Below are 5093 nucleotides of genomic sequence, written 5' to 3'. Positions count from 1 at the left end.
GGGGCCCGCCGGGGACTTCGGCCCCTTGGCCCTGCCGAACCCGAGGAAGCCGCGCCTGCCGCCACCGGCCGCGTGCGCGCCGCCGAGGCCCGCCGCGAAGCCCTCCAGGACCCGGACGGCGTCGGTCTGGCTGGGCTGGTCCGGGTCCGGGATGTACGTGTCGAAACGCACCGCGTCGAACCGCGGCGGCGGCACCATCTCGGCGACCAGCCGGTCCGCGGGGACGTGCGGCTCGCGCTCGCACAGGGAGGGCGGGGCGGTGTCGGTCATCGAACCGGAACCGGACGCGGCGGGAGAAGTAGACACGGTTCACCATGCTAAGGGTCGTGCCACACTGCACGGCATGCGACGCCTGTTCCCTGTGACCGACCAGACAGCGCCCCGGAACCCCGAGGGGGAGGCCGGAGGCGACTGGAGCCTCGCCGAACTGGCCGCCGCCTACGCCTACCCCGAGCTCGGGCCCGGTCCCGGGACCCCACAGGTGTGGCTGCGCGCCAACATGGTCTCCACCCTCGACGGGGCGGCCCAGCACGAGGGCCGGTCGCAGCCCATCTCCACCGCGGCCGACATGCGGATCTTCGGGACGCTGCGGGCCCTGGCGGACGTGGTGATCGCCGGTGCGGAAACGGTCCGCCAGGAGGGGTACCGGCCCGCACGCGTGCGGGACGAGTTCGCGGCGCTGCGGGAGGCGGCCGGACAGGGCCCGGTTCCGGCGATCGCGGTGGTCACCGCGAGCCTGGACCTGGACTTCTCCCTCCCGCTCTACACCTCGCCCCTGGTGCCCACGCTGATCCTCACCGGCGCCGCGGCGGCCCCGGACCGGATCGCCGCCGCGGAGAAGGCGGGCGCGCGGGTGGTGACCGCCGGGGACGGGGTCGGCGTGGACCCCGCGCGGGCCGTACGGGCGCTCGCCGAACTGGGACACACCCGGCTGCTGACCGAGGGCGGCCCCCGGCTGCTCGGGCAGCTGGTGGCCGCCCGGGTGCTCGACGAGCTCTGTCTGACGGTGTCGCCGATGCTCACCGCGGGCGACGCGCAGCGGATCGCCGGGGGGCCGTCGGTGGCCGTACCGGCGCGGTTCGCACTGGACTCCCTGCTGGAGGAGGACGGATTCCTCTTCAGCAGGTATCGCAGGGCCTGACCGCCGGGGAGCGGGCCCGATCGGTGCCGCCGGGGCCGACATCGGCGGAATCTGTCGTTCCGTTTGATTTCCGGCGGGCACACTGAATCCGGCAGTACCCGTGCGATCACGGGGCAGGATGGTTTCCGCAGCGCACAGAGAAGGGGACGCCCGGTGTTCACAAGCGTTTTGATGATCGAGAAGGCTCTGACGTCCGCCGACGTGGAGTTCGTCACCACCTTGCACGGTGACGAGTCGGTCGCGTTCCACGTGCTGCTCCAGCCGCGCGGGGACCAGGCCGACCGGTTGCTGCGGGCCATCGACGACGTGGCGCTGGGCGAGCTGGACGAGGCCGTACGGGAGCGGGAGACGCCCGAGGGCGACGCCGCGAAGGGCGTGGGGGAGCGCGCTCTGGAGGTCTCCCTCCAGGCGCTCAGAGCCTCCGGGAGCGAGGCGGAGGGGCGTCTGATCGAGAACCACCCGCTGGACGCGCTGAAGTCCCTGGTCGACGAGATCGGCGCGGACGAGGTGATCGTCCTGACCGATCCCCACTACGTGGAGGAGTTCTTCCACCGCGACTGGGCGTCCCGGGCCCGCCACAAGGTGGGCGTACCGGTGCTGAAGCTGTTCTCGCACAGCAAGGCATAGGCTGGCCCCGCATCCGTACCGCACCACTTTGGGGAGACACACGCATGGCACCCGGCCTTCCTACCGCCATGGACCGACCGCACTTCATCGGGATCGGTGGGGCCGGGATGTCGGGGATCGCAAAGATCCTCGCGCAGCGCGGGGCGAAGGTGGCCGGCAGCGACGCCAAGGAGTCGGCGACCGCCGAGGCCCTGCGCGCGCTCGGCGTGACCGTGCACATCGGGCACGCTGCCGAGCATCTGGCGGCCGACGCCACCTGTGTCGTCGTCTCCTCCGCGATCCGGGCCGACAACCCCGAGCTGGCCCGCGCGGCCGAACTCGGCATCCCCGTCGTGCACCGGTCCGACGCCCTCGCCTCGCTGATGGACGGCCTGCGGCCGATCGCGGTCGCCGGCACGCACGGCAAGACGACCACGACCTCGATGCTCGCCGTCTCCCTGTCCGAGCTGGGCCTTGAGCCGTCGTACGCCATCGGCGGCGACCTGGACGCCCCCGGCTCCAACGCCCTGCACGGCGAGGGCGAGATCTTCGTAGCGGAGGCGGACGAAAGCGACCGCAGCTTCCACAAGTACGCCCCCGAGGTCGCGATCGTCCTCAACGTCGAGCTCGACCACCACGCCAACTACGCCTCGATGGACGAGATCTACGAGTCCTTCGAGACCTTCGTGGACCGCATCGCCAAGGGCGGCACGCTGGTCGTCAACGCGGACCACGAGGGGGCGCGTGAGCTGACCCGCCGCGTCACGGCGACGGGCGTGCGCGTGGTGACGTACGGCGACGCCGAGGACGCCGACGTGCGGGTCCTGTCGGTCGTGCCGCAGGGCCTGAAGAGCGAGGTGACCGTCCTCCTCGACGGCGCGGAGCTCACTTTCGCCGTCTCCGTGCCCGGCCGCCACTACGCGCACAACGCGGTCGCCGCCCTCGCCGCCGGGGTGGCCCTCGGCGTCCCCGCCGCCGAACTGGCGCCGGCACTGGCCGCGTACACCGGCGTCAAGCGGCGCCTCCAGCTCAAGGGCGAGGCGGCCGGGGTGCAGGTCGTCGACTCCTACGCCCACCACCCCACCGAGATGACCGCGGACCTGGAGGCCATGCGCGCCGCCGCCGGGGACGCCCGCATCCTCGTCGTCTTCCAGCCCCATCTGTTCTCGCGGACCCAGGAGCTCGGCAAGGAGATGGGCGCGGCGCTGGCGCTCGCGGACGGCTCGGTCGTCCTGGACATCTACCCGGCCCGTGAGGACCCGATCCCCGGGGTGACGAGCGAGCTGATCATCGAGGCGGCGCGGGCCGCGGGCGCGGACGTGACGCCGGTCCACGACAAGGCGGACGTGCCGGAGACGGTCGCGGGAATGGCGAAGGCGGGTGATCTCGTTCTCACCATGGGCGCGGGCGATGTCACCGACCTCGGCCCGCTGATCCTGGACCGTCTCGCGAAGTAAGGGGCTGAGCTTCATGTCGTACGACGTCGAAAAGCCGGACGAGCAGTGGCGTGCGGAGCTGTCTCCGGCCGAGTACGCCGTACTCCGTCAGGCCGGGACGGAACCCGCGTTCACCGGTGAGTACACCGACACCAAGACCACCGGCGTGTACTCCTGTCGCGCCTGCGGTGCCGAACTGTTCACCTCCACCACGAAGTTCGAGTCGCACTGCGGGTGGCCGTCCTTCTACGACCCGAAGGACACCGACGCGGTCGAGCTGATCGAGGACCGCTCGCACGGGATGGTGCGCACGGAGGTGCGGTGTGCCCGGTGCGGGTCTCACCTCGGGCACGTGTTCGAGGGTGAGGGGTATCCGACCCCGACCGACCAGCGGTACTGCATCAACAGCATCTCGCTGCGGCTGACGGCGGACGAGGGCTGACACCACCACCCCCGGGATGAATGACCGAACCATTGGTCTGTTGACTTTCGGCTGAGCGAGCCAGAGGATTCCGGGGGTGACCCACACCGAGCGCCCGTCCGCCCGCACCGCCCTCCCCGTCGACCTGGACGAGGCGGCCCACCGCTGTCTCGTCGCCGGGTTCGAAGGCACCACGGCCGTCCCCGACACCCTGAAGCGGCTCATCGACCGCGGGCTCGGCGGGGTCATCCTGTTCACCCGCAATGTGCGCGACGCCGAGCAGGTGCGCCGGCTCACCGACACCCTGCGGGCACTGCGCCCCGACCTGCTGGTCGCCATCGACAACGAGGGCGGCGGCATCGGGCACCTGGTGGCCGCGGGCGCCCCCGAGGTCCCCGGCTCCTACGCGCTCGGCGTCGTCGACGACCCGGACCTCACCGCCCGCTGCGCCGACGCGCTGGCCGGACACCTGGCCACCCTCGGCATCACCGCCTCCTACGCCCCGGTCGCCGACGTCCAGCGGCAGGCCGGCAACCCGATCGTGCGCACGCGCGCCTTCGGCGAGGACACCGCCCTGGTGTCCCGGCACCTCGGCGCCTGGATCGCGGCCACCGAGGCGCGGGGTGTGGCCTCCTGCGCCAAGCACTTCCCGGGGCACGGCGGCACGCTCACCGACAGCCACCACGAACTCGCCGTCGACCCGCGGCCGTACGACGAGCTGGACCTCGCCCCGTTCCGGGCCGCGATCGCCGCCGGGGTGCCGATGCTGATGAGTGCGCACGTCGTGTTCCCGGCACTGGACGCCAACCGGCCGGCCACGCTCAGCCGGCGCATCCTCGGGGACCTGCTGCGGCACGAGTTCGACTTCGACGGGGTGCTGGTCAGCGACGCGCTGGAGATGAAGGCGATCGCGGACCGGTACGGGGAGGCCGCGGGAGCGCGGATCGCCCTTGCCGCCGGGGCCGACCAGGTCATCGTCGCCGTACCCGATCTGGGCGTCACCCTCGAATGCCGGGACGCCGTGCTGGAGGCGCTGCGGGACGGGACGCTGGCCGAGGAGCGGGTCAGGGAGGCCGCCGGGCGGGTGCAGCGGCTGGTCGAGCGGTATGCGACGCCGGCCGACGAGGTCGCCCCGTGGGACGCGGGGGCCGGGCTGGAGGCGGCGCGTCGAGCCGTGCGGGGTGCTCCGGTGGGAGTGCGCGGGGCACACGTTGTGGACCTGTTCCCGGCGCCTCACCCCGCGCTGAACTGGGGCGGGGAGGATCTGCTGACCGAGGTGCTGGCCGTCGATCCGACGGCCACGGGGACGGCGGTGGCCGGGGAGCCGGTTGATTCTTCCGCGCTCGTCGACGTGATTCTGGCCAAGGCCGGAGATGCGCCGCTGGTCGTGGCCACGTGTGACGCGGGGCTGTATCCCTGGCAGAAGCGGCTGAGGGATCTGCTGGTCGCCCGGCGCCCCGGGGCGGTTCAGGTCGCCACGGGGCTGCCG

The 5093-nt window shown here is 72.5% G+C and carries 5 protein-coding genes and 1 pseudogene; 5 read left to right on the top strand and 1 reads right to left on the bottom strand.

Annotation, left to right across the window (positions count from 1 at the left end; genetic code table 11):
- Positions 1 to 306: pseudogene (locus EHS43_RS36920) on the bottom strand (cell division protein ZapE); the annotation flags it as partial.
- Between the two features lie 37 nt (positions 307 to 343).
- Between EHS43_RS36920 and EHS43_RS36915 the strand changes: the two are divergent.
- The 5 genes from EHS43_RS36915 to EHS43_RS36895 all read left to right on the top strand — a co-directional run.
- A complete protein-coding gene (locus EHS43_RS36915; protein ID WP_125194980.1) occupies positions 344 to 1141 on the top strand; it encodes a pyrimidine reductase family protein in 798 nt (265 codons plus the stop codon).
- 171 nt (positions 1142 to 1312) lie between these two features.
- Positions 1313 to 1768 (top strand): indole-3-glycerol phosphate synthase, encoded by a 456-nt coding sequence (locus EHS43_RS36910; RefSeq protein ID WP_125194978.1) that lies wholly within the window; start codon positions 1313 to 1315, stop codon positions 1766 to 1768.
- A 44-nt stretch (positions 1769 to 1812) separates the two neighbouring features.
- Positions 1813 to 3204 carry a UDP-N-acetylmuramate--L-alanine ligase gene (gene murC / locus EHS43_RS36905; protein ID WP_125194977.1) on the top strand — a complete coding sequence of 464 codons (1392 nt, stop codon included), beginning with the start codon at positions 1813 to 1815 and terminating at the stop codon, positions 3202 to 3204.
- 13 nt (positions 3205 to 3217) lie between these two features.
- Positions 3218 to 3625, top strand: coding sequence for a peptide-methionine (R)-S-oxide reductase MsrB (msrB, locus tag EHS43_RS36900; RefSeq protein WP_125194975.1), 408 nt, complete (start codon positions 3218 to 3220; stop codon positions 3623 to 3625).
- 76 nt (positions 3626 to 3701) lie between these two features.
- On the top strand, positions 3702 to 5093 hold a 1392-nt coding region (locus EHS43_RS36895; RefSeq protein WP_148104185.1), incomplete at its 3' end, for a glycoside hydrolase family 3 protein.

Origin of the sequence: Streptomyces sp. RP5T (assembly GCF_003933965.1) — a bacterium.
Taxonomy (GTDB): domain Bacteria; phylum Actinomycetota; class Actinomycetes; order Streptomycetales; family Streptomycetaceae; genus Streptomyces.
The sequence above is the reverse complement of the archived record's forward strand: the minus strand, read 5'-3'. Positions and strand labels throughout refer to the sequence as shown.